20 protein-coding genes are annotated in these 23,124 nt (G+C 57.3%); 10 read left to right on the top strand and 10 right to left on the bottom strand.

The genetic code is table 11. The features are described 5' to 3' along the window. The first annotated feature begins 201 nt into the window (after window positions 1–201). From LZA78_RS02820 to LZA78_RS02830, 3 genes are all read left to right on the top strand, one after another. Complete coding sequence (locus LZA78_RS02820) at window positions 202–627, top strand: antitoxin Xre/MbcA/ParS toxin-binding domain-containing protein (RefSeq protein ID WP_233675443.1); 426 nt, start codon at window positions 202–204, stop codon at window positions 625–627. Next, complete coding sequence (locus LZA78_RS02825; protein WP_233675444.1) at window positions 587–1,354, top strand: RES family NAD+ phosphorylase; 768 nt, start codon at window positions 587–589, stop codon at window positions 1,352–1,354. Before LZA78_RS02820 ends, LZA78_RS02825 begins: the two co-directional genes overlap by 41 nt. 241 nt (window positions 1,355–1,595) lie before the next feature. Next, window positions 1,596–2,339, top strand: coding sequence for a hypothetical protein (locus LZA78_RS02830; RefSeq protein WP_233675445.1), 744 nt, complete (start codon window positions 1,596–1,598; stop codon window positions 2,337–2,339). 213 nt (window positions 2,340–2,552) lie between these two features. Here LZA78_RS02830 and LZA78_RS02835 read toward each other — a convergent pair whose 3' ends face one another. Continuing rightward, window positions 2,553–3,158: a hypothetical protein gene (locus tag LZA78_RS02835; RefSeq protein WP_233675446.1), complete on the bottom strand. Its 606-nt coding sequence runs from the start codon at window positions 3,156–3,158 to the stop codon at window positions 2,553–2,555. Window positions 3,159–3,478: 320 nt separating this feature from the next. On the opposite strand from LZA78_RS02835, the gene LZA78_RS02840 reads away from it, so the two are divergent. After that, entirely contained in the window at window positions 3,479–4,510 is a 1,032-nt protein-coding gene (locus tag LZA78_RS02840; RefSeq protein ID WP_233675447.1) for a hypothetical protein, read from the top strand. Window positions 4,511–4,732: 222 nt separating this feature from the next. On the opposite strand, the gene LZA78_RS02845 is transcribed toward LZA78_RS02840, so the two are convergent. After that, the gene (locus LZA78_RS02845; RefSeq protein WP_233675448.1) at window positions 4,733–6,031 is read right to left on the bottom strand and encodes a hypothetical protein; all 1,299 of its coding nucleotides are present in this window, start codon (window positions 6,029–6,031) and stop codon (window positions 4,733–4,735) included. Window positions 6,032–6,514: 483 nt separating this feature from the next. Then, complete coding sequence (locus LZA78_RS02850; RefSeq protein WP_233675449.1) at window positions 6,515–7,480, bottom strand: AraC family transcriptional regulator; 966 nt, start codon at window positions 7,478–7,480, stop codon at window positions 6,515–6,517. Window positions 7,481–7,849: 369 nt separating this feature from the next. Here LZA78_RS02850 and LZA78_RS02855 point away from each other — a divergent pair, with 369 nt between their 5' ends. Together LZA78_RS02855 and LZA78_RS02860 are read left to right on the top strand one after the other, a co-directional pair. After that, on the top strand, window positions 7,850–8,209 hold the full coding sequence (locus tag LZA78_RS02855; RefSeq protein WP_233675450.1) for a hypothetical protein: 360 nt from the start codon (window positions 7,850–7,852) through the stop codon (window positions 8,207–8,209). Between the two features lie 237 nt (window positions 8,210–8,446). Next, a complete protein-coding gene (locus LZA78_RS02860; RefSeq protein ID WP_233675451.1) occupies window positions 8,447–9,064 on the top strand; it encodes a hypothetical protein in 618 nt (205 codons plus the stop codon). 1,279 nt (window positions 9,065–10,343) lie between these two features. On the opposite strand, the gene LZA78_RS02865 is transcribed toward LZA78_RS02860, so the two are convergent. The 3 genes from LZA78_RS02865 to LZA78_RS02875 form a co-directional block, all read right to left on the bottom strand. Then, complete coding sequence (locus tag LZA78_RS02865; protein WP_233675452.1) at window positions 10,344–11,273, bottom strand: HNH endonuclease; 930 nt, start codon at window positions 11,271–11,273, stop codon at window positions 10,344–10,346. A gap of 293 nt (window positions 11,274–11,566) precedes the next feature. Further along, window positions 11,567–11,959 (bottom strand): hypothetical protein, encoded by a 393-nt coding sequence (locus LZA78_RS02870; RefSeq protein WP_233675453.1) that lies wholly within the window; start codon window positions 11,957–11,959, stop codon window positions 11,567–11,569. After that, on the bottom strand, window positions 11,959–13,755 hold the full coding sequence (locus tag LZA78_RS02875) for an inositol monophosphatase family protein (protein ID WP_233675454.1): 1,797 nt from the start codon (window positions 13,753–13,755) through the stop codon (window positions 11,959–11,961). Before LZA78_RS02875 ends, LZA78_RS02870 begins: the two co-directional genes overlap by 1 nt. A gap of 92 nt (window positions 13,756–13,847) precedes the next feature. Here LZA78_RS02875 and LZA78_RS02880 point away from each other — a divergent pair, with 92 nt between their 5' ends. Continuing rightward, on the top strand, window positions 13,848–14,471 hold the full coding sequence (locus tag LZA78_RS02880; RefSeq protein WP_233675455.1) for a recombinase family protein: 624 nt from the start codon (window positions 13,848–13,850) through the stop codon (window positions 14,469–14,471). Between the two features lie 115 nt (window positions 14,472–14,586). After that, on the top strand, window positions 14,587–15,228 hold the full coding sequence (locus LZA78_RS02885) for a DUF6946 family protein (RefSeq protein ID WP_438811054.1): 642 nt from the start codon (window positions 14,587–14,589) through the stop codon (window positions 15,226–15,228). 62 nt (window positions 15,229–15,290) lie between these two features. On the opposite strand, the gene LZA78_RS02890 is transcribed toward LZA78_RS02885, so the two are convergent. The 3 genes from LZA78_RS02890 to LZA78_RS02900 all read right to left on the bottom strand — a co-directional run bounded on the left by LZA78_RS02890 (window position 15,291) and on the right by LZA78_RS02900 (window position 18,458). Further along, window positions 15,291–15,860, bottom strand: a complete 570-nt coding sequence (locus LZA78_RS02890) for a 3'-5' exonuclease (protein WP_233675457.1) — start codon at window positions 15,858–15,860, stop codon at window positions 15,291–15,293. Between the two features lie 172 nt (window positions 15,861–16,032). Continuing rightward, window positions 16,033–17,562, bottom strand: coding sequence for a YfjI family protein (locus LZA78_RS02895; protein WP_233675458.1), 1,530 nt, complete (start codon window positions 17,560–17,562; stop codon window positions 16,033–16,035). Next, window positions 17,559–18,458: a DUF7146 domain-containing protein gene (locus LZA78_RS02900; protein WP_233675459.1), complete on the bottom strand. Its 900-nt coding sequence runs from the start codon at window positions 18,456–18,458 to the stop codon at window positions 17,559–17,561. The genes LZA78_RS02895 and LZA78_RS02900 overlap by 4 nt, the downstream gene beginning before the upstream one ends. A 532-nt stretch (window positions 18,459–18,990) precedes the next feature. Here LZA78_RS02900 and LZA78_RS02905 point away from each other — a divergent pair. Continuing rightward, a complete protein-coding gene (locus LZA78_RS02905) occupies window positions 18,991–19,341 on the top strand; it encodes a MerR family transcriptional regulator (RefSeq protein ID WP_233675460.1) in 351 nt (116 codons plus the stop codon). Then, the gene (locus LZA78_RS02910; RefSeq protein ID WP_233675461.1) at window positions 19,341–21,380 is read left to right on the top strand and encodes a VIT domain-containing protein; all 2,040 of its coding nucleotides are present in this window, start codon (window positions 19,341–19,343) and stop codon (window positions 21,378–21,380) included. The genes LZA78_RS02905 and LZA78_RS02910 overlap by 1 nt, the downstream gene beginning before the upstream one ends. 103 nt (window positions 21,381–21,483) lie before the next feature. On the opposite strand, the gene LZA78_RS02915 is transcribed toward LZA78_RS02910, so the two are convergent. Then, window positions 21,484–23,112 carry a hypothetical protein gene (locus LZA78_RS02915; RefSeq protein ID WP_233675462.1) on the bottom strand — a complete coding sequence of 543 codons (1,629 nt, stop codon included), beginning with the start codon at window positions 23,110–23,112 and terminating at the stop codon, window positions 21,484–21,486. Between the last annotated feature and the right edge of the window lie 12 nt (window positions 23,113–23,124).

Below are 23,124 nucleotides of genomic sequence, written 5' to 3' on the forward strand. Positions count from 1 at the left end.
CCCAGTGGCTCTGCCTCAAGCGACACCGCACCGCTGCGTGGGCATCGTCTCCAAGCGTGAACAAGCAACCAAGCAATGCGGCGCCCATCCAACTCGGAATTGGCCATGAGACTCGGTGAGCCCCCTCCCAACCTACCGAAAGGCGCGTCTTCATAAAACAAGGCAACGCCACTGGCCGCATACATCCGAAAACTTCTTCCCATGGGAATAGTGAAGGCCTATATTTTCTCAAGAAAGGTTTTTGCCATGATAAACCCCAACCACCAGGCCGCAGCCCAAGATCGCGGTGCAATCCTGACAAAGGCCGCTGTGCGCGCCGCCGAGAGGCTCAACATCACCGGACGGCAACTGGCCCAAGTGCTGGGTGTCTCGGAGGCTCAGGTCTCGCGCTTCAGAACGGGTGAGGCGGCACTTGCAGAGCACAGCAAGCCATTCGAGCTTGCGGCACTTCTCGTAAGAACATTCCGCTCGCTCGACGCGATCACCGGCGGAGATGAGAAAGTTGCTCGTGCCTGGCTTATTGCTCCCAATGCGGCTCTCGGAGCGATCCCGGCGGAACGGATCGCCACGGTTCAAGGATTGGCAGATGTCGTCACCTACCTGGACGCCCGACGCGCTGCGCTCTGAGGCCAAGCCGTTCGAAGGGGTCGCATGGCGGCTCGTCGAAGCCCAGCATCGGGTCTCAACTCTAAAACTCGTCGACAGCCTGAGCGAGCAGGAAGCGCTTGAGGAGATCCTTGAGGCGACCAAGCCGCCCGTGCCCAAGGGTTGTCGCCATCTCGACTATCTGCTCTCAACCCCCTTCCGCTATCGCCCCTATCCGCAGGGCTCGCGATTTCGAAAGGCCGGGATCACCCCCGGGGTCTGGTATGGCGCTGAGCACCCAGAGACGGCCGTGGCGGAAATGGTCTTCTACCGCTTCCTCTTCTTTGCCGAGAGTCCAGAAATCCCCTTCCCCGATGATGCTGCCGAATACACGGCGTTCTCCGTCGATTTGGCCACGCCGGTGGCGCTCGACTTGGCCTTGGGTAAATTGAGCGGTGATACCGCGCTATGGACGCATCTAAGTGAGTACGCCCCTTGCCAGAGCCTTGCTGAGAGCGCTCGCGAGATCGGCGTCGAGATCATACGTTACCTCTCCGTACGAGATCCCAACCTTGGCGCGAACCTGGCCGTGCTGTCCTGCCGCGCGTTTCGCAGCCCTGCCCCAGTCGAGCGCCACACCTGGCGCATCCGTATCGGACGCTCCGGTGCGCAGGCGGTGCGCGAGCACCCGCGTCTCGGGCTCGAGTTTCGGCCGGATAGTTTCACTGAAGATCCGCGGCTTGCTCGTATGAATTGGGAGAGGGCATAATCGGGGCGGCAGCCGAAAAAGGCCAATACCAGGTTTGCGTGTGAGTCCGCCACAAGCTGTTCCGAATTGAAGCTCTACACGCAAGCGTGCTCCTCAAGACGAAGCCCACCGCTCTCCTCGCACGGAAGCGCTGCAAGCATCCTAGAGACCACGAACACGTCACAAAGAGCCTGCGAGCGGCACTTCACGACCGGCAATGGTCTATGATGCCCCCAAATGGAAAAGACTTAGGGGGCTTCCAATGTACCTGAACCATCGCGCTGAAATCGTCTTTCGGCATCTTAGGGACTATGTGCGCAGCCCATCCTTGCGCCACATGCGTGACCCACATTCCCTAGGTAAGCTGTCGGCGGAGATCGTCGCAGAGCTCGACAACGACAGCGCCGTTTGGCGCAAGTGGGACGGGCCACGGAAGGACGTCATCGTCGAGGCTCTCGATTGCTGGATCCCGGCGGACGATATGCTTGAGTTCCTCAATTCATTACCCGGCCCGAAACTGACGCCCACGGATCTCGCGCAACATATGCGACATCTGATTGAAGTCGAATCCATCGCCCAGCCTGAGGAAGCCCTGCGCGACGAGTGTCGAGCGATATACGAAGAGGAAAAGACGGCTGGGACTGAACTTCCCGCCATCATCGGGCGGATTTCGGAATACGTGGCATCGCAGTTTGAGCGCCTTAGGCTTGAACGCCGAGATGCTGAAATACGCCGCATTGAAGAGGAGCGGCTTAAGCAGGAGCAAAAGCTCCTCTCGCATTCCGACTGCCCATGGACCCAGATACGAGGCTCCAAGTGTGTCTACATGCGTAAGAACGGAAGGCTTTTCCGACTGTCCCCCAATGCGGACAAGACTTTTACCATGCACCGGGTGGAAGGCGTCGACGATGGCGAGCCCGGAGAGCCTATCGGGCGATATCGCACCAGGGGAGATGCCTCTAAAATCGTAGCAAAGGTTGCCTATGCGGCGGAAGGACGAAAGTAGCGTTCACCTTCTGTAGGAAACACCTCGGCTCACGGCCAAATAAATTGCGGCTCAGAAGTTCACGTCCTCATTGCGTGGCCCCATGAAACTAAGACTTAACATACGCCCTAGTGGAGGCTTGTGAACAATGCTCGCGTCATTACCATGCCCCCTCGTCGGCGCATGATCCACCTCCAAAGGCGGCTTCATGACGACTAGACCGAGAGCGAAGAACTAAGCGCCTTCACAGCCGCGGCCATAATTCTGGTCGTCGTCAAAACACCCACCAACAGAGAACGCACCCTTGCATGCGCCAGCGATGGGGTCCCCTCCACGCAGCGCGCCTTTGAAGATACAAAGGAAGTCTTCAATCTCGGCCGCAGACAAGTCTGCAAAGGCGGGTCCGAATTTAGCTCTCTCAACTACGCTACCGGAGAATCCAAGCGCCCTGGCCCCGACACGAGTTCCAGCATGAAGATATACTTTTTCCGGTGCGAGCCTCAGGTACGCACCTATACGATGCGCAATATCGTAGACTGCCAGTTCACCAATGCCACGGATGTCCACCGTGAAGTCATCGACAAGCGTTAGTAGACTTTCGAAATCTTTGACCTCCGAGATGGCCTCCGAACGGGACAGCAGACGTTGCTCGACCCTCGCTAGAACAGCCCGGGGAATGCGTCGCTGATGCGGGTGACGCTTGCCATTTGCGCACCGACAAGATGCAGCAACGCTAATCGCAGCCGAGAGGGAAGACTGCTGCGCATAGAACTTCATCTCTTGCCGTGCCGGTTCGCGATAGTGATCGATGTAGTCGGTTATATAGGCGCCGATATCCAAGAATCCCTCCCTTTGAAACTCTCCGCACTCCCCGAACTGCCGTTCATGGACAAGTGTGATGAAGGCATGACTAGATTGGTGTATTTCAGCGCAGAAAGCGACAGAAAGTCGCACTATTTCATTATGTTGGTCCAGACACGCTCGCAAGTCCCTCCGAGCGATGTCCTGTGAACACCTCTCGTTACCAGATTGAGCACCACCAGCGGCTCCTTTAGGCGCTGCACGCGATGAAAGCGGACGCATCAGGAAAATCGTGCTCCCCCGGCGAAACTAGACAAAAGCGTTAGGGATATGGACACTGTTTCGCAGCGGAGGCCAACATGAGATTCCACCGAACAATCGGCATCGACTACTCCGGCGCCGAAACTGCAGACTCAAGCCTTCCCGGGCTTCGCGTTTATATGACCGAATGTGGCGGTCCCGCCATGGAAGTCGGCCCTCCACCCGGCCCAAAGAAATATTGGACGAGGCGTGCACTGGCCGAGTGGCTGACTGCGAGACTATCCGAGCCGGTGCCGACCATCGCGGGAATTGACCATGGCTTCTCTTTCCCAGACGCCTATTTCGCACGCCACGGCCTTGCGCGTGACTGGGACTTTTTCCTTGATGATTTCCATGCCTTCTGGCCGACAGATGAAGCCAACACCTATGTGGAGTTCTTACGCTCCGGGCGAAACGCCACGGGCCTGGCCCGCCTTGGCGAACGTAGCTGGAAACGCCACACTGAAATCTCCTGTAAGGGAAAATCGGTGTTCCACTTCGATGTCCAAGGCCAAGTTGCGAAATCCACGCATGCTGGGCTGCCTTTTCTACGCTCCTTGCGCCGAGCGCTGCCGCAGCTACACGTGTGGCCATTCGATGGTTGGGATGTCCCAGTGGGCGGTTCCTGCCTCGTGGAGGCATACCCTAAACTCTACAAGGACGCGTATCCTGTTGAGAGCCGGACCCCAGACCAACAAGACGCGTTCTCCACAGCCTCCTGGTTGCGAGATGCAGGAACAGACGGGCGTCTCACCAAAGCACTGTCTCCAGAACTCCCCGCCGACGTGAGGGAAATGGCTCACTACGAAGGCTGGATCTTGGGCGTGAGCACAGCAGCAGCACCGAAGACGTCAGTGCGATCCGCGACCACGTCAACGAAAAGAGCCGGATTGACGACTGTGCCAGGCTATCGGAATCCAAACGGTCAAATCGTAATCCGTGCCACCGGGCTCCCAGGCACCGATCACAATCAGCAGGTCTATCAGCTCGCCTGCGAGCATTGCGGATTGAACTACGGAGCCAATGGATCAGACATCCACCAGCGTAAGTGCCCCTCCTGCGGCGGTGGGCGGCCGGGTCTTGTCTATTGAATGTATGGGGGTGGTTTTCACGGGTTTTTCCGTGGGAAAAGTTCACCTACGTCTGCAATTATTAGCGCCAACAACCGTAATCTTAGTGACGCTCACTAAGGGCGGGAAGCTGACCTTCGCTGCGTCTTGGGCGAACGGCAGCGATGCTCGGCAAGCGGACTTGCTCAAATACGGAATTGGCAAGGTTTCAGCTCGACGAACGCGGCGATTGCTCCCCGATCTTCAGTCTTCCAAAACCTGTGCAGCCCGCTTGTAGGCTTCAAGATGATGCTCATCAAAAAGTGCCTCAAGGGCCACGTTGTCAATCGGGTTCTTGTCGTAGAGTAAGTTGATAAACTCGCGAAATCCATGGCTACCCCGAAGATCCGCGCCGTTATGCGAGGCATTCAGCACAAGGGCGATATCATCTGGCGAGAGCCGGTCGGCAAGCGGATTAGCAATGCTGGCCGCGAGCGTATTGGCTTGGTCCCAATTAGTAGCTGTTGCGTAGACTTGGGCCGCGCGCGTAATCATCTCGGGGGGAGGATCGACAACACCCGCTAACTGGTTGGCGTTTAGAGTGGCCATCGCGTCCAGCGCGCTTGCGTGCCACCAGTCCAACCTTAGCGCTGACTTGACCGCGAGCCCTTTGTCTTCGAAGGTTTCATGCTTGAGCCAAGTCCTGAGCACTACCTTAGTAGCCTCATCGACCTGCTCACCTGCCTCTAATACACATAGCGCCACTGCTGCGGAAAAGCGCACCGCATCAGGAACACCGCTTTTCGCCAACTTTTCAATTGCGGTCTTCAGCCTCGGCACCACAACTGGCCGATTTAATTCAACCGCAGCTTCGATCGCGACAAGCACGTTATCATGGGCATGGTAGGGGCTATTCGGGTCTGGCCAGCCGAAAACAAGATCATCTACGAATGCACGCACGAGCGGTTCACGCGCGCTTCCGATTTCGGTCCCACGCAAGCGGACAACTGCGTCATTCAGAACTGACGGAAAATACGGCGACATAATCACAGCCCGTAGGCCGGCGAGTGCCGCCTTGCCCTGGCGCGCCGGCTGCGAAAGCACATAGGTCAATGCCGAGCGAATGTGAAGTCGTGCGAGTTCGGCAGCGGGCGAGTAGGGCAGAGCGTCATGCGAGAAGGTCGGGTGTGCGCAGCGGTTGCGGTCGGCACGCAACCTGCTCAGCTCCTCGAACTCCTGATGACCGAAGAAGTCAAATTTGTCGCGAAAATCTTCGAGAAGGTTGCGCTCAATTTCAAGTAACCCCTTAATTGCTTGAGGATTTCCCTGGCGTTGCTGCTCTTGAAGCTTTTCCAGTTTGTCCACAAGGGCGACAGCGTCCTGATCACCGCCGGATGCCAAACTCCCAAGCTTTGCAATAAGGTCGAAACAAACAGCCACATACGCTGAAACGATAGCGGCGCGATAGGCGCCGGCTTCGTAGCTGCTCACTGCTTCACGGATGTGAACTTTGGCTTGGTCATTCACACACTGAACAATCAATTCTTCGAAGCTAAGTATCACGGTATCAAAATCTCATTTAAGTAGCATTTCTACGGTTTGCGCAGCCGACCTTAGACTTAGCGCGATAAAGTCAGCATGTCCCGAACGATCTACCACAGATTGCTGACAGGCTTCAGCCTACTCGCAATAATCCGCACTATGACATTCAAAATGCGCGGTGTTGAAACGTAGCCTGCGGTCGTCCAGCTACACCCTCACTTACTCCGGTAGGGCAAACGTCGATCATCCGGCTGCCACCATGTTGAGCTGAGCGCTGCCATTGGGCGCAGTGTGCGTCAAGGTCCGCCATGGGCCGCACGCGTCATGTTGCTCCTCTGACGTGGTCATGCCGCCTGCCGCGTTGCCGCATGTCCGCTTGGAGCCCGAACCGGACATCTCAGCCGCCACAGGGTAAGCCAACGTCTATTCCAATTTTCCCGAAAGGTCGTCGGGCAGCTCCAATTGAAGCGCTTGAGTTCGAGCCTGCAGGGTCCCGCGACGCAATCACGAAAGTAAACCAGACTGCGCGCGGAGTTCTGAAGGGGTCTTCTCGTAGCGCGCCTTAAAACGTCGGTTGAAGTGGGACAGGTCTCCGAACCCCGCTTCCTGCGATATTGCTGCGACTGTCCAATGCGAGTAGCGCGGGCTTAAGAGCATTGCGCGGGCCGCTTCGAGCCGCAACGCAAGCACGAACTCGGTAAACGTGGTTCCGGCCTCGTCGAAAAGTTTCTGTATATATCGTGGGGACACGGCTTGATTGCGGGCGATCTCATGGATCGAGAGTTCGCGGTCTTTCAGAAGTTCTGCCTTGATCGCCTGCAGGCGGGCGGCCTTGAGGCTTCGTTGAACCGCTATCTCTGCACCCTCTCGTGAAGCGCCGATCGCGAGTGCCATCAGGTCATAAACATGAGTGGTAATCAGACCTTTCAGTTGCGGGTCGGCTATATTTGTTGGCAAGGACTTGAGATAGGTTTCTAAAAGTGTCAGCGCCACCGTATCGCGTCTGATGCGACGCCCGGCGTCCGCGGCAATGTTCTTCGTGAGCGGAGCGAGGGCGCTGTAGGGAACTCGGACGGCGACATAGTTCATGGCGTGGAAGCGCAGAACCGCAGGCTCCCGATATACCAGCAGGACGGCCTCACCGTCGTTCGCCTGCGACTGCTGATTTCGTTGTGCGATGTCGATCGGACCGCCCGTGCTGAGGATGAGGCAAACGTCGTCCTCTCGGTCAGAAAGCATCTGTCGCGGCCGTTCCAGCGACACGTTCATGCTCGAGACCATGCTGGCATACCTGAGACCCGGCAGGCCGTAGACGGTCATTCGTGCGTCGATCTGTTGATCCGCTTCAGCTTCGAAACGCAACTGCACCTTGCTTTCAAACAGTTCGCGCAGTTGCGACAACCCCAGCGATGGCGCGACGCCGTTCGTTGTCAGTTCGAATGATGATCCCGCTCGGATCTCGCTTGACATCTGTGCCCCCGGGCCAGCCGCCACAGGCTAAAAATATCACGGAGAGACCTTAGTCCGCTACAGGCAAACTCCGATGGTTCGACTAGCCCCGACCAGCATCGCCGCGGTTCGCCCGACGCATAGTGATGGTTCGCCTACGACCAAGACCTCTGGAAAAATTACCGCAATGCTTGGGCGATCATGGCAATGGGGGTTCTCATGTACGCTTTGTCAGCCCATCGCGAGGCTTCGAGTTCGATTTCAGATCCGACGACCGCAGTTGAGACGATGCCCGCATCGGCATCGGAGCTTCCAAAGCGTCGCCGGGTGTCTGCAACTGAGCTTCAGACCCATATGGCGAGGAACCCAACCGCGGCGAGCCTAATCGCAATGTCTGTACTAATCGCCAACCTGACCTCAACCTCTGCAACAGCCGAAGACACGCGCCTCAGAGACGCCGGACCGGACGAATCCGACCTCAGATACTTCCTCAAGTGCTCCGAGTTGGCCAATACGCAGCTTCTGAGCTTCGACGAAGCCAAAGACTGCTCGGGTGCATTCATGAGGATCAAACTTTTCTTCGTGCCGGGCGTTGGCCTGGATGATTTCGAAGGGCTGTCAGCACATGAGAAGGCCGCCGTCGATATGGTCGGCTACAGGCGCTATGTGGAGTGGCATGCGAAAAACACCGCGGTGGTCGAAGCCCTTTCAGTTGCGCCTCTGTCGCCTTCTGACGCTGCAAAAGATTGAGCGGCCCTCCAGCTGGGAAACAGCGAAAAAGAAACGGCTGACTTGCATGGATTCCATGTCCGGTTTGTCCCGCAGAGCTGACCTCCGACTGTCACCGGGGTTTGCGGGCGCGGCGAACGGCTGCTTCGACGGGCCGCGCAGCAGCATCCTGGTCCGAGCCTGAAGGTCGGCTTAGGGCCGTAAGCAGCGTGGACTCGCCACGCTTCCCTCCTTAGAAGCTCTTAAAGAGAGGGAACAATGCCACTGAAAAACCGCGTCAATCCGTTCGGTCATATCGTTGCTTCGGCTGCGCGGGGCTCGCTGATGGGAAACCGCGGCATTCTTCATGATGAGCACGGGAACATTCACAAAACACATGCGCATCAGAATTGGGTAGCCTGCGCGTTGGCTTTCAACGGCAATAAACGAACCTTAATGGCGCCACACAGCTACACCGAGCTATTCTTCCTCGATGAAGCAACCGCGCTAGCTGCCGGGCATCGTCCCTGCGCCACTTGTCGTCGCGACCGTTACCGGGCGTTCACGCAGCTCTGGCTCCAGGTTCACGGCGCGCCTCCCGAAGGAACACCGCTGCCGAAGGCAATCGATCGAGCACTCCACGTCGCGCGAATAGAGCGCAATCAAAAAGTGACCTCGCCGGCCGTTTTCGAAGAACTTCCCAATGGCGTTATGATCTCGAAGGAAGATCACGCCATCCTTAAATGGAACGGAGTTGGACATCTCTGGAGCTTTGAGGGCTATGGACTAATCCCCGTCCCGATCAGCGGCCCTGTCAGAGTATTGACTCCCAAGCCACTGATCGCATTGCTGCATGCGGGCTACCGCCCTGAAATTCATCCGAGCCTACCCGGGTAGATGTGCCCGCGTAGCGTAACTTTGGCCCACGACACCTTCAGGCCTGATTGGTCATCCGATTTACGCATTCCACGGGACTGATAGCGCCCACCTGCTCCCCTCGCCCAGCTGGCATCTCGAATATGCTCTCGAACCTTGCGCTGACAGCGAACGCCCAGTCCGGCGGGAGGCAGCGTAGTCATGACCGCATGAATAAAAAATGGGCCGATCTATCCATTTCGTAATGATCAACAGCACGATCTGGCTTGACCGCTTTCGTCGCTGACCGGGCATCGTTACGCTAAGAAGTGTAGGGCTTCCACGGGTGCTGCTTCAAAAGTGTGCGCTCCATTCGAATGCGAAAGATCTACCCGATACACCCGCTCGTGACCGCCTGGACCCAAGGCCCAAAGCAACGGCGCACCGGTCGATGCGAGCTCAAAGAGTTTGGCATCCCAATTCTTACGCTGCGCGGATGTCACCCCTCTAACTTCCCTACCTCCGTTACAACGCGCCTCGAAATACGCACACATTCCATCGACTTCACTCTCGCGGGTCTTAACTTCGCATTGCAGAACCACACGCTCCGAGCCGGGAGCAAAGCCGGTCAGATCAAAACCCCATTGTCCTGTCTGAGCCCCAAGGCAATCTGCTGGCCAGCCAAACGTGTCGATTAACCTCGCCATAGCACCCAGCGAGATAACGGGTTCAATCGAGATGCCTACACGCACGGGCGAAGCTGTGCTGCTGCCGTGTGAGTAAAGGCGCTCCGCTGCCCCAGGCCTTGGAGATCTGAAATCACCATTCGGCAGCTCGTCCAGGATCCCTAGCTCGAGCACGCGGAAGAACCAGCGAATGTCTACCTCCGGAATTTTCGCGATGTTGCGCGTATCCAGAACATACCTATCTGGGTCGCGCCCCAGGGCGCGCTCCAAGCGCGCCAAGCGTTCGCCTCCGAGATAGTCGACCAGTCGTTCATGCCACGAGCTACTCGGGTATCCGCCCATCATGCTCACCTTATAGGTTGGTTAGGTTATGAAACATCCCTGCGTAGATTGAGATTATCCGATGACATTCGCGCTCGTCATGTGCCGATCTACCAGCATCCATATTTAACGGACGCTTTTCGGGATTAGCACACATCGCTCGTCGCCATTAAGTTCCTCTGCTCGAATTGAGCCATCTCACGCAGCCGAGAACTACATCTAATGGGACGGAGCACCCCATCTTCCTACGGGACAAGTTCGCTCAATGGCACCCGTGGCAGTACGCCACCACCTCAGAAGCCATTGGCGCTGATTTAGGTAACGCCCCAGGGCGAGCTCTCTCCTGACAAAACTTGCCCGAAAACATTCTCACGATGCCATCGCAGGTTTTCCGGATGAGGTTGGTGGCGAGGATCCTCGGGTCTCAGCAGCTTTCCATCTGGCCGGATAAGCCGGCCAACGACGTCGCCTGGAACCTTGTTCTTTGAAATAAGGATCGTTTCATTGTCATCGGCGACCGAAATCAATCCACGATCGAACATCCAATGCAGTGTTCCAGAAAGCGCCAAGCCATTGCGGACGGAATCGCTTCCATCCCTCTCGACTGGGCGAATATGTGCCGCCTGAACTTCTGGCCGCCCGCCGCCATTTCGCAACTGCAAACCTGACATCGCGCAGCGATAGCCATATGCATCACGGACCTTACGGCTAAATGCGACATCCCGATACTTGCGCCGCGTCAGCCGCTCGAGCACAGGACGCTGGAAGACCATTGCTTCACCCTGCATCTCACTCGGCTGCGGATCGTAGCGAGTTGCCTCTATTCGCTCGAGATCCTCCGGCAGGCCAAGATCAATGATCCGAGCGAAATCACCTTCAGAAATTCGCCGCACCGCCAGTTGGACTGCACCGCCTTTCAATGGATTTCCGGCCTGATCAGCAAGGGCTGTCTCGAGCGGACACCCGTTTCGGAGACGCGGGACCTCTCGATCGAATGCCAGATAGCTTCCTCGTTCAATGAGCGCCAGATACCTGCCCTCCACCCCGGGTTTTGCGATGATTCTCTCGATCTTAGCGGTTGCGAAATAGCCGCGCGGGCCCGCTTTGACCGGCTCATAATAAATGATCCAATCGCCAACTGCTTCGGTCACGGCCTTCAAATATGCCCGCGGGAAATCATAGGCGACGTCGAGCTCATCTTCGTAGATCGACTCTGCTTTGTGCAAAAGAACCAGTTTAACCATGGCGCCAGGAAAGCAGAGTTACGAGCGATGACAAGCCCTCTTCGACAGGCATGTCGGAGAGGGTGGGCGTTAGAACGCGGCCCCAATCCGGCGGACTTTACGCCGACTGGCCAATCCCCGCTCCAGCCTAAATCATGAACATGCACGATCTCGAAGCTCCATAGGATTCCCAGCGCCCGCCTCTAGATCGCATCGAGATCAACTCACCAACGGAGCTTCACGCCAATCACAGCGTTATCGAGCATTCCGGTTCTTGCGGGCCGCTCACGATCGGCGACCCGCCTGAGCCACTATCATGACAAATCTCGCAAGAGATCCTCCAAGGAAGTCGGTTTTGAAGCCAGCGGTGGCTGCAGGTAGAGCCGCTCGCGTCCCAGACCCGCGGCAACACTGGCATAGGAGAGGATCGCGTTTACGTCACGAGCCGAGTAGTTCGTCCCTACATGCCATTCTTTATTCACGCGCCGAGCCATGTGCGCGAGGTCGGGCCGATCCGGATAGAGATGAACCTGAGATCTTGCCACGATCCATCGTTTTCCTCGGGACATGTGTGACAACCGCTCCAATGTCCCGGGCTTGAATGCTTCAAGATGCTGTAAAACTTGGACCAGAATGTCGGCCAGAGTCTCGGCGCAGATCTCATCACCCTGGAACCTGACGACGTATTTCGAATTTGAGTTCTGCATCACATGTTCTCCGTTGAGTTGATTGTCAGAAGCGCTTCGGCCAACTCCATTGCATCGTCAGGCCAGTATTCTTGCGGACGAGGATGGGTCACGCCCGCCACATCCATCGGCCGACAGGTCAAGAGGGCATTGCGCCATTGCAGAGGAACCGCGTCCCGTCCCTGCACGGCCCCGAGGAGCGCTCCGCAGATCGCCGCATTGGTATCGGTGTCTCCACCTCGCGCCACCGTTGTCATGAGGGCTTCCGCGAGAGGAGTGCCTCGCGCCAAATGGTAGAAGGCATTTTGAAAGGCCGTTAGTACCCACCCCGTTTGCCGAAAATAGTCATCCGGACACTCTTGTCGGCGAGCCTGTGCGAGCCGCTCTCGAATGACCAAGGCACCGCGGCCAGTACCTGCGTATTTATCTGCCACATCGAACATCGCCTCGGCATCACCACCTTCGACACCCATCGCAATGGCTGCTGCGTAGGCGGCGCTCGCTGCCTGACAAATCGGATGAGAATGGGTCAACCGCGCGTCTGAGGAAGCCAGCATTGCTGCAAGTGCCGGGGCGCCTGCCGCAGCTATGCCGATCGGGCTCACCCTCATGAGTGCTCCGTTCGCCTGGCTGTCTGATTGCGCTCGGTGACCAGCAGCGAGAGCTTTGAGCGCTTCTCGTGTTGTGAGCCCCATATCGAACGGATGCGAACGCCCCCACCGAACATAGGCCTGGGAAACTGCACCGACATCGTAGCCACGCGCGGCGACAAGCGAACGTCCGAGTGCCAGGGCCATCTCACCGTCGTCTGTTGGCTGCCCGGCGATGAGATCCCAGGTTCCCCCGTCTTTCAGGGTAAGAACTCCGTCAGGATATTTTCGCGCAATGGTTTCCGCCGAGCAAAACTCGACGGCTGACCCAAGCGCATCACCAGCGAGCTGACCAAGAAGACATCCCTGTGCCCTTGCGAGCAGCTGCGGATCGGCGGTTCTCCGAGGCGAAAGGGTACGGAGTGCGGGCTCCTTCGGCCCGCGGCTGGGGCTCAACGCGAGAAGCATTGAGACAGCTTCCGGATGGCCGCCGATGCAGCCGTGATAGCCACGACGATCATAGGCAATCGGCCGTCCGGACAGCTCGCAAAGCTTGCCGCCGGAGCCAATCAGAAGTGCATGCCCTCCCGCGAGATCCCAAGGATCGAGCCCATCGACGAGGCTCACTGCGGCATCCACGTCGCCCACCGCAGCCAAGGCGAGGCGATATGCCGGACTTGGCAATGCCAGTATGCGCACATTGGGCAGCGTCTGCTGATTGTGACGAGCGTGATCTGCGGCGTTCGCGTTCATCGCGACAATCATAGGTTTGGCCAATTCGCGGGACCCAACGGGTTTCCCATTGCGAGCGAGTTCTCCGCCGTCCGCCCAAGATACGAGATCGCCGTCGTCATCAGGTGCGAGAGGCGCAAGCACGACGCCGAGAATGGGGCGACCGTCGCGGACCAAGGCGACCGAAATCGCAGACCCTCGCCGGCCGGCGAGAAAATCTGCCGTGCCATCTTGCGGATCTACTACCCAGAAATCCCCTTGGGTGGCGGTGCGCGGAGCCGTCTCCTCGCCAATGAATCCACATGGGTAAAGGGTGAGAAGACGTTCTTTCAGGAAGGCTTCGATCTCACTGTCGATGAGGGCTTCCGAGCCATGGCGCCGCGGACCGCCCGCCCTATGAAACTCTGCCCGGAGCATATCACCGGCAGACCTGACGCTCTTTACGACTAGGGAAAGCAGCTCGGACGCTGTGGGTTGAAGATTTGACTGGAACATTTGGATCTCCTTTGCTTCGATGAAGCAGGAATACTCCTTGCCCAGGGCTCGTGCGGATCCCTCGGGATTTTCCGGTTGGGGGAGCCTCACCCATGCGTAACGCCGTCGGTTTCTATTGGACCCTTCCCGTCCCGTGGGCTGGATTCACAGAGCTGCCCAAGGACATCGATGAGGCAGCAAAGGCCAGCCGCACGATCCGCTATCAGCGCGAACTGATACGCCGCTACGCCAAGGAGCATAACTTGCGGCTTGTCGCAGAGGAGGCTTTCCTTGAAATCAAGCCGGACCGAGGATCCGAGTACGTGCTCGATGCTCTACGGTCAGCGGAAAAGATCTGTCGAGAAAAGAACGCCCAACTGCTCTACGTTGGTTTTTCCGAAGTTCACGGGTGGCGTGGTCACGGTCCGCTTGAAGCTTGGGTGGGACGAGCAGGAATTGACGTCGATGAGCTATACCCTGACGAAATCGAGGTTGACGGAGCAAAGTTCGATCCACATGCCCATTTTGGAATTTGGCGCAAGAGACAGTATGAATGGAGCGCAAAAAAGCAAGAACGCGTCTCTTTGGCTAAAGAGGAAGCGCTGAAGCTCCGCGAGACAGGCGAGACTTACAGGGACATCGCATTTCGACTGAACGAAGCGAATATTCGAAGCGCGACCGGAAAACTTTGGACCGAAGACATGGTGCGCCACCTTCTGCACCAGGCAGAGACTTGAGACAGGTGGCATTCTGCCTCGATGATTTTCGTTTGCATTTGAAATCACGAAGCTCCAGCTTCAAGCATGATTTTCATGAAGCCTTCAGGAGTATCCTGCGATCGCAAAGATATTCATTCCGTCCCAAGGGGCTGACGATTGGCGCCGATTTCTTGCTGATCCCGATAAGCAATGGAAACGTGGATACTCGGCGATGGCTGCAGCGCTTTCTTGGGAGGCCGCAGGGGGTCTACCACCAGAGGTTTCGAACCTTCTAGGGGAATCTGTCGAACTCTTGCTGGCCATACCTGAACACAAGGTTCCCCTACCTGGAGGCAGCCGAGAAAGCCAATGTGACGTGTTTGCATTAGCTAAGGCTTCCAACGAGACCATCGCAATCGCAGTTGAGGCAAAGGTCAACGAACCGTTTGGTCCCACCGTCGGCGAATGGCTCGAGAACGCAAGTGATGGGAAGATTGAGAGATTGCGTTTCATCTGCGATCTTCTCGGGCTGAACAATCCGCCGCCTCCCGAGTTGCGTTACCAGTTGTTCCACCGAACAGCCGCAGCAATTCTTGAAGCGGCACGGTTCAAGACCGATCGAGCTGCAATGATTGTGCAGTCTTTTTCTCCAGAACATCGATGGTTTGAGGACTTCCAGGCCTTGGCGGCGCTCTTAGGGCTTCACGCGAAACCTGGCAAAGCACTGATCCATTACCTGCCGTCAGGAATGCCGCTTACCATTGGCTGGGCCGTAGGATCAGAAGCATTCTTGTGAGATTCAGGGCGGAAAGGAAGTGGTCTCGCCCTCGCGTCGATCACGTTGTGGAATTTCTCGCGCTAACGCCCAAGAAGGGCATCAATACTTAGCCCCGTGCGACGTTCCGCATGCAGCACAACCAAAGCCGCTGCTCGTGCATCTTCACCGGCGTCGTGGTGCTCGAAATCGAGCTGAAGGCGTTCTTTTAAATGCGACAGGCCATGACCACCATTTCCGATAAACTCGGGCCAAGCGCGTCGGGCGATCCGAACGCTATCCCCCCAGCGCCAGTTGGGCGCAGAGCGACCGAGCTCTTCATAGGCACCCTGAATTGCGCGTCGGTCGAAACCGCTGTGTTGTATGACCAGATGACGCGCGAGTAGCGGCTCAAGGAGCGCGATTGCCTGCGAAAAGTCAGGGGCTTCACGTACATGATCGGGTCCGATCCCGTGGAGCCGGGTATTGAAAGTTGAGAAATGCGACCGCGGATTGACATAGGTCACCCAGCTCTCGATCACGTCATCGGACCGAACGCAGGCAATCCCAATCTGACAGATACTCGACGTATCGCTGCAAGCTGTCTCCACATCGAGGGCAACGAAGCGATAGCTGCCGTCCGGAACCGCAGAACGAACTGACTTTTCTCTCATTGCTTGGCTCCACACCGCTCGGACTCGCGGCCATCAGCCGATTTTAACAACAGAACCAATAGACGTGCTAATCGTGCTACTCATGCTAGCCAGTTGGTCCAGATTAGCACAAATAGCACGATTAGCACTCTGACGTCGTCTAAAATACTAGAGTTAGACGAGGACATTGGGATCAAACTTCATGCCATACTCGACAGATTTGATATGCCTCCTTACGCGATTGCTCACGTACCACAGTCCCCTCAGGCAAAGCCACCAACCAGCCATGATTCACAAGAATTGCGATCGCGGATCTGGCGGCAGGGCTTGTCCGCAGAGACGATATCGGGGCACGTTGCACGACTTCGGAAGGGGTGATTTCGGGATGCGGCCAATTTGTTACCAACCACTTGCGCAGAGCTTCCGCCCGCTCGATCTCAGCAGAGGCGATAGCCGCCTCAGAAAGACGCCGCCCCTCATCCAGATAGAATTGGGCAATCCTGATCGCATCAGCCATCGTTGCAGCATCGACCTCAGCAGCACAGATGTCGGTCCAAACGGTTAACACCCCAGAGATCCGCGCAGCCTGCTCCGCGGCCTTCGAAGCCGCTCCTTTGACGCCGACGTAGACACCTCCTGGCGCCTGCTCTGCCTCCACGTGATCCGCGAAATGCGCGAGCATTTCATAAGCATCCGTAGAGAGACGCAAGACACGCGGGTTCAGCGCGCGCGTCTCAGGATCCATCGGGAGCGGGCTTGCAAGAATTTCAGCAAGACGCTCCGAAAATCTCATCAAAGCCCCTTCGTCGCGTCTCACGCGCGCCTGCAGGCGCGTGCCAATCGTGCTCTTCGGCTCACAAATCAGGAAGCGTGCCAGAAGCCCGGTATCAGCGCCCATCGGATCATTCATAAACTCTCGGGCAACCCCAGGCTGCACCATGAGATGTGCGGCCAAGCGGCGCCCGTAGAGGACATATGAGCCAGTTCCTGCCAATGAAATACGAACCTCACTGCCCTGCCACAGGTCATTAAGCGCAGCCATAGTCGCCAAGCGGTTCTCGGAAGACATTGCGTAGCCACCAAGAAAACGCCCGCCCTCATCAGAAAAAAGACCGAGAGTCGGCATACCTTCGCGGAACTGGCGCGTGATGCCCTGGATGGACTGCCCACCTACCAGTCGGTTGGGGTCGGGGGGCGCGATAGGTTCTTTGCCAAGCGCATTCAAATCCGCCTCGAGCGCAGCTTTATTCGCCCCGGTCTTCTCCCTGCGATAATCACTAATTATCTTGCTGCGTCTTGCGGCATGAACCTCTTGCACGTTCGCCCAAGATGCCATGCTGTCACGATATATCTTGTCCTCTCCGATTGCGAACGCGCGCAAGCCTTCCATCAAGCGAGCGTCACAAGAAGATTTCCGCTCCCCCGATTGAGCGATCGTCATAGCGAAAAGCGACACTGGCCGCACACCACCCAGAGTTTCCACATCAACAAGGCCTTGGACGGCCAAAGACGCGATCGTTAACGCTGAGGCTGCCGGAATTGCGACCGGCGCAAGGGTTGCGCCTTGGACGGCTTCTACAACTTCACGAAGGCCTCCCAGGGCATCGACTGGATAGGCCTCGCCCGGGGGAGCCTCATACTTGAGCGGCTGCGGGCCTTCGAAAGTGATGGGTTCGACCTTACCTGCGTAGTTAGCCGCGATATTTGGTATGCGCGCGTTCACTTGGTCGGCCCCTTCATGTCCCGGATTACGTCATTCCAGTCTGCCCCCTCCGGGGCAGGCAACATGCGTATTGCCCAGCCCAAGGCATGAGCCCTGTCGGCGAGTGCGAGCCCCGCTTGGCGCCCCACGCCACAGTCATCGCTATCGGTCGCAATAATCAGCGAACCTGGACGCGTGGGCAGCAACAGAGCTTTCATACCGGATGCCGAGAGCGCCGCCCAGACCGCCACTGAACCTTGCAAGGGGCCGCAAAGGAGGCTCAGACCAGTTTCAATGCCCTCGGCAACCGCAACTGCTTCATGCCCATTGGCAAGACGCACTCCCCCACCCGAGCTTGGGCCAAGCATCGCTTTTTCCGGCTGGACCAACGCCTTTCCGGATCCATCCGCACGGAGATAGGTGCGATGAACCGCAAAATTCGCGGCGTGATCTATTCTCGCAACCAGGGCAGGCAGCCGCTGTCCCGTCGCGCCGTGCCAAGCACTTGGGTGGTAGCGAAGTGTTTCGGGCAGCATGCAAGATATTCCGCGCACTTCGCGCAAATAGGCTTCCGCAACCGTCCCATTGATCGGAAGCGATTCCACCCAGCACTGCCGCGCTTGGCAAGCCTTCTTACGAGCTGCCAGACGCTCTTCCATCATGCGACGCGTAATGTTTTCTTGATCCAGCTTTGGAACAGCTCCGCGGCCCTCCAAGATGCCCAAAGCACGCAAGGCATCAAGAATGCTCACAAATTCGCATCCGGCGTGACACCGGAGCAGCAACCGCCCGTCAGCTCCATGGGCCAACGACAGGCTAGGTTTATCATCACCATGAGCGGGGCATCTGGCGACGCCGTAGCGGCCATACCAGCTCCCATTGAGTGCGCGCGTGATGCGCTCGGCGGTTTCAACCATCTTTCCCTCTCTTTCGGGCCTCCCGCCAGAAGCTGGCGAGGAACGCCGGGACCAATTTGCGCTCGAGCTCTAGGCAGCCATGCGGCAACTCAAGCGACGTATGCGTGTTCAAAAAAGATTGGAAAAAAGACTCATCCGCCGACTGCGGCTCACACCGCAGCACTTACATGGCAGACAAAATCAATTAGAAAGTGGTGACCGCCAAGAGCAATGACATAGGCACGCCAGCTCTGAATCAGTCCAAAATCGTTGGAATTGATTCCTTACTAGGTGCGTCAGATTCTTCGCGCAACGGAAATTTATGCCGCCTTAGCAGAATGCCCCTATCGTTCGAGCGTTAGCTGTGAGCCAGGCATCTTAGACTCACCCGCCAAATAAGTTCGCGGCTTGCGCTCGATACCCAGCTGCCCGCCTATAAAATCTATATCTATCAGAACGATAAGATCACGATCCAAAAAAACAGAACAAACTTCTTGTCACGATCTTGAAATCATGAAAACGTGACAAATATCTTGTTCCGTTAGGAGGCGACATGACCCTGTCCGAACTGGCCGAACAACTGGAAATCGCTCCCCGGCAGGTTCGCTTCCTGATCGGAGAAGGCATCCTGCCTCCCGCCAACAAGACCGGCCGGAGTGCGGATGCCTATGACGAGACCCACCTTGAGAAAGCCAGGCGCTATCTCGCGTTGCACAGGCTTGGAATGAAGCCTGCCTCTATCAAGGTCCTGATGAGTTTCGAAGATGCGGTGCCGATCGCCCAGATCGATGGCGTCGAGCTGCGCATTCACCCGGATGTTCAACCCGATGCCATCGACATCGAAAAAGTCATTCAACACCTCGCCGACGCTTTGCGCGTCTATTCAGCCAAGGAACCCAAGTGATGTTCAAGAATTTCCGACCGTCTGCGGCATCCACTCCCTTCGATTATGAACTTGGAACGCTTTACGATGGGGTTTCCGCAATCCGCGGCAGCAAGCCCACCCCGATGCCGCTCAAAGCGACCGAATACCGCGTCGAATGCCGCCGTGGCCTTGCGATCGTCACGCTCACGCGGACGTTCCAGAACGACGAGGACATGCCGATTGAAGCGGTCATGACGTTCCCGGTCGGCTTTGAAGCGACCGTCACGAATCTTGAGCTGCACGTCGATGAGCGCGTCATCACCGCCGTCGCAAAATCCCGCTCGGCCGCTCGAGAAACATATGAGGAGGCCATTGACCGCGGCAAACTCGCCGTCCTTCACGAAGAACTCCTTCGGGGCCTTCATGCGGTATCGATCGCGAACCTGGCTCCCGGTGCAATGGTCAAGTTGATCGCGACGATGGTGCTACCGCTTGCGATGGTTGGTGGAAATCCGTTTCTGCGCATCCCCGTTACCTGCGGTCAGCTCTATGGCAACTCCCCGCTGCTCCCCGCTGATGACCTCGTAACCGATGCAAATGTTCGTCACGCTGCGAGGCTCTCGGTCACCTGCGAAGACGGCCAAGCCGTGCTGAACGGGACAGAAGTTCTAGTCAACGATCAGAGCGTCGAGATCTCGTTGAACGCCGCCATTGAGCTCTCGATCTCCGGCGGGCGCTTTGGGGTCGTGTTCGGAAGAGACGCCCACGGCCGCCAGGTTCGTGTCTGCACTACCGCGCCGACCCAAGAAGATGCGGCTCTCGATCTTGCAGTCCTCGTCGATCGCTCTGGCTCAACGGGGGCTCGCGTTGGCAGGAACGGGCTCTCGATCTGGGAGTGCATGCGTAGCGGCCTCTCACAGGCCTTCAGCAGCTTGCTCGCGTCCGATCGGATCTCGCTTTACCAGTTTGACAGTTCCGTTGAGTTTCTAGGCTACCAGCCAGCAAGCAGCGCATCCAGCATGCTAGAGCTGCTCGAAGGCCCCCGTGGCGGAACAGAGCTGGGGGCAGCCATTAGCTTCGCAATCGCGAACGGGGCACGTGATATTCTGGTGCTCACCGATGGCCAGACATGGTCCGATCTTGTCCAGAAGTTCTCAGATTCACCCGCGCGCGTCAGTGCCGTCCTGATCGGTTCCGGGAGCCTGGATGTAACGATCGGGCGCCTTTGTGCTGAAACCGGCGGTCAAGTGTTCTTCACCCTTGGCGCGGAGGTCTCGGACAGCATAGGGGCCGCGCTTACGGCCCTTCGATCCCCGAACCTCAGGGCGATTTCTGCTCGCACGATTACGCTTGACGACGAGAGGCTTCCCGCACGCCTCTCAAGCGCCCGTGGGGGCCTCCAGATCGACGTCGAATGGGGGGAGCCGATGTCCCTTGAAGGCTCCGATCCCGTGGGCCGTTTCGCGGCCTCCTTGGCGCTCACGCAACTTGATGAAGCGTCCGCAACTCAATTTGCGATCCGCCATCACCTTTGCACGCATCTGACGAGTCTGGTGCTCGTCGATGAAGAAAGCGTGTCGCAGGACGAGCTTCCGCAGATGCGAAAGGTGCCTCTCGAGGTATCCGCGAGCATGTCTGCGAGCCTGAGTGCCTCTTCTGCAGAGGTCCCGTGCCTCCAAGAAACCCGCGATTTTCTAATGCCGGTACGCTCACGCAAACCATCGGGTAGTGGTAACGACGCACTGTTCAGGAAAGCTTCGGCGGTCAGCACCCCCTGTGATGAGAACGAGACCATGTGGGAGGCTATACTTGTTGCCTTCGAGGCGGGTACGCCCCCGCCCGCCCTTCGTGCTATGCTCGAGATGAGAGTGCAGGAACTCGAAGTGCATGATGCTGTGATCGAAATCGCTGATGCGAGCCACATCGATCCACGGATCATCGCCTTGGCGATTATCGCTGTCAGTCTCAAAAGCTCACCCCATGCAACCCGCTTCTACCGGCGCGTAATCGCAAAGCTCGTTAACGATGAAGCCCGAACGGCGTTCAAATACTGGCAGTCCCGACTGCACGGTAGGTGAATGTCGTTGAAACGGCGGCGCGCCCAGACATTTGGCACGACTGGGCGCGCCACTTGGGAGGCCCAACTGAAGCGACAGCCATCTAGACCCTGTAGCATCGGAATCAAACTTCCACACCAAGGTCGCGATTTCCGACACCACCAACTGGCTTCCAAATGTAGCGTTTATGAGGCTGTCGAGGCGGGTCCGGGACGAGGCCCATGACGGTCCGGGCCAGGACCCACCAAGCGTAGACCGGCCCCATGGCAGCGGCGAGAACCGCATATTTTGCGAGGCGAGCCCCCTGCTCTGGAAGCAACCGCTGTATGGCTGAAGTGAACTGATCTGACGTAATACGCCGCCGCATGTAGGCCGCGAAGAATGGCCAGATTTGCGCAAGCAAGCTCATGGCCACCCCCTGCCCAACTGCTCCGGCCATTTCGGAAAACGAAATACTGGGCAGATCCTCCAACAAGGAGTCAAAGTTTTCCTGCGTCACCTCGCGGAGGTCCGCGTTGGATATGTTAGCAGCCTGCACAAATTCCAAACCGTCAAATTCCTGGCCGACTTCAGAGGTGACGATGATCGGGTAGTCTGGATAGCGCCTCAATGTCTCTTCGATGTAACCAATGTCAGATGCCGCCTTGATCTGAACTTCGAGCAAATCACCGGTATCGTGGTTGGTGAACACAATGTCGGTTCCAGGATGGTTGAAATCATCATGAAGGCTTGCGGTCTGGCGCTCCTGATCCCAGCCCATGCCCTCCCAAGGCACGCTTTTCTCGACCATAAGTTCGAACATCCGCCCCCGCACCAGGTTTTCCATGCCCTGCAATGCCGCTGCGTCGATGCCACCCAGAGCATCCGTGAACTTCTCGCGAAACGCATCCGCGATCGCCTGATCGTTCAGCCCCTGCATCGCCTGGTTGGTGTCTCGGATTGCCTGCATGAAGGTTTGCCCTAATGGACCGCTCAGTTGCTCAATGCGGCCATACAGCATGTAAGCAAAGGCGACAGGGACAAAGATGTCGCCACGCATCTGCCGCGGAGCATAGACACCTTCCCCTGAGAGCCATCCCCATAGCCGTTTCACAGTCTCTTTGTAATTCGCAAGGGTGAACCCGTGACGAACAATATCGTACTGGTACTTCACGAGTTCCTTGGTGCGTTCGATCACACGCTTGTAAAGACGTCTTGGGATCAGAAATGACCCGTGCTCATGAGCTTCCTCGAACCCGATCCAAAAGATCACACCGATCAAGCTAGTGGCAAACAACTCAGCAAGCGCTGTGGCAGGCAAAAATCCGACGAGCGCAAACAAAGAAAAGAAAAAGCCCAACACATGCCGAAATCCTTCAAGTATTGTGAGGGCAATGGCGGCCCCAAGCCCGAAATACTTCGCGACGTCAGAGGTGCCATCAATCTTGAGGCCAACACGACGGCCGATTTGAATAGCCATGTAGATTTCGAGCGCAATTGCCACGAGAACCCCGACGCCCAACCTACCCGGAAGCCCCGCAATCACAGCATTAGCCACGGCAACCTGACAGATCAGGCGCGAAATCTGCCGGTCATCACCGGGATAGCTCTCATCCCAGAGCCGAGCGACGGGCTCAAATACATAACGCGCAAGCTTCTTGCTCTCGAACAAGGCGCTCACGCGGCCCCAATTCCTGTCGAGCCAAGCCGCCGCATCCTCAAATGGTACGCGCAGCGCTCTTCGATCGAACAGGTCTCTGAGAGCCTTAATCATGCAGCTTCAGCA

Source organism: Rhodobacter flavimaris (assembly GCF_021378075.1).
Taxonomy (GTDB): Bacteria; Pseudomonadota; Alphaproteobacteria; order Rhodobacterales; family Rhodobacteraceae; genus Rhodobacter; species Rhodobacter flavimaris.